The sequence below is a fragment of the Neobacillus drentensis genome (assembly GCF_036966985.1).
Classification (GTDB): Bacteria; Bacillota; Bacilli; order Bacillales; family Cytobacillaceae; genus Neobacillus; species Neobacillus drentensis_E.
The window spans coordinates 1-2,158 of sequence record NZ_JBALSN010000405.1; the positions used below are offsets into that span (position 1 = coordinate 1).

Annotated in this window: 2 protein-coding genes; both read right to left on the reverse strand. The window is 40.1% G+C overall.

Annotation, left to right across the window (positions count from 1 at the left end):
* Positions 1-76 precede the first annotated feature (76 nt).
* Complete coding sequence (locus V7659_RS23495; protein ID WP_335542581.1) at positions 77-1,069, reverse strand: LysM peptidoglycan-binding domain-containing protein; 993 nt, start codon at positions 1,067-1,069, stop codon at positions 77-79.
* Between the two features lie 89 nt (positions 1,070-1,158).
* Positions 1,159-2,158 (reverse strand): alpha/beta hydrolase (locus V7659_RS23500; RefSeq protein WP_335542582.1); only part of this gene is annotated, 1,000 nt, incomplete at its 5' end.

The following is a 2,158-nucleotide window of genomic DNA, read 5'->3' on the forward strand; positions in this document are numbered from 1 at the left end:
TATCTAAGGAGATGCGAAAATTAACTAATAATATTCACGAAGACAAAATCCTATTATGTCTTCGTGAATAGTTACTCTAATTCCTTGAAGCTGAAATTTCTTGCATCTTCCGCGTTACGAGGGGATAAAAATTGTTAATGGCATCAGTGGTGGAATTTCCACCGAAAAACGCAGTACCTGGGCATGTTTTAACATTATAATCTGGACCTTTATCCAGCACCCTTTCCTTCGTTCTTAGATTCCACCAATGATGATAGGTAATAGTGTCAATGGAAGGCGTTAGCCCGAATTTTATCGAAAGGACGGCAGTAATATACACAATCGTTTCCTTCTGTTGCGCGGTCATCACATCATGACCTTTATCGAAGTTGCCCACATTTTCGATAGCAATTCCTGTTGCGTTCGCCCTTGGCCCAATGGTACCTTCGGGGGCAATGTTAAAGGGCCTGGATACGGCAATTTTTCCATCCGGAAAGGTGGTTATATTTTGAGCGATATTACTCCAGCCCATTTTTCGTTTATGAAAATTTTCCATCCCAAGCAACATCCGAAAATGATTGGATCCATTAAATTGCTTATAGGACGGTAACCAGGTGTGATGCTGCTGGACGAGATTTACTTTCCTATTAACACGAGTATTAAATAACCAATCCCTAAATTCCTCCCGTGTCATCAAGATATGCTGCCCTTGCATCGCCAGTTTTTTAGGAGGAATCTTGAGCACTTGCCCGATATATAGTTGATCAGTTGAAAGTTTATTATTTGCTTTAATTTGATCGACTGATGAATGGAAGGTTGACGCGATGCCCCTCAGAGTATCCCCAGGAACCACTTCATACGTTGTTGGTACCCACAATTTTTGCCCAACTAATAATGTATTAGACTGCAATCCATTGGTCACTTTCAAGTCATTGACGGAAGTTCCAAATTTAATTGCAATTTGCGGCAGCGAATCGCCTTGTTTAACAGTATAAATATTACTCTGCTTATACTCAGTGGCATGGGCAGGAATACTATTTAATACGATGCTAAAAATCAAACTGCATGCAATCACCAAATGTTTTCTCATGTTCTAAATCCCTTCACTATATTTCTGCATTCATAGTTTGCAGAATAGCGTTGGGATTATTCTTGGCTGATTTGATCGCAGTTACTCTTTTACTTCGGATCCACTTCTTTTCCTGTCTTAATATCTAACACTTTTGTTGGATCCTGCGGGGTGGAAATGAATTTACTTTTAGGTGCTTTTTTATGATGTTCAACCCAATCCACGAGTAAGTCAAAAGCTTGATGTGCATACGGAAGCAAAGGCTGCAGTTCTTTATTCGGATCTGTTGGATTATTCCAGACCAAGCTGTCGACATGGTTTCCTTTTTCAATGGTATAGAGCCGGTGTAATTTGCCTTTTCCTGCTTGGTTTACAAGCTTGTCGTAAGCATCCGCATGGATGGACGGAAAAATTAAAGAATCCCAGGAACCAGTTATACTGATCAGCGGTACATCAATATCGCCGGTATTTTCAATCGCTTTTACGTTTTGTTTGACTGCGCTTGGGCGTAACTTATAATTATAATCTTTAAAGATGGAATCGTAGGTACGATCACGAATACCATCTTTATAGTTCAAATAGTCTCTCCAATCGATTTGGTTCGGAGCGGTTGAATCAAGTTCATCCCGATAAATATTTAAGGTGAGAAACCAATAGACCTGGTCATGATAACCCCACAGTTTTTCAGAACCGATCGGTAAACCAGCTTTATACATTTTTTTCATTGCTGTATTCTTTTCTTCTCCTGTACCATAAAGGGCTTTCTCAGCATTATTGACGACTGGAGTTAACGAACTAATTAAATTCGGGTCATTCGCTCTCCATAACACGCCTTCCCAATCCACTCCCCCATCATATAGTGCTGGTTCCCCTGTCTTATCTAGGCCGTCGTGTTCAAGTGCATAACGAACGACGTAACCGCCATTGGAAATTCCCATTGCATAGGTAGGCACTTTGTGTTTTTTTGTAATCAACTTGCTGGCTGGATTTTTCTTATCACTCTCTTTTATCAGTTGATCCCGATAATTTTCAGTTAAGTATTTTTGTGCTGCGATGGTCAATTGTCGAAAGCGCTGATTCCATTCAGAAATGCTGTCATCATCTTCAACT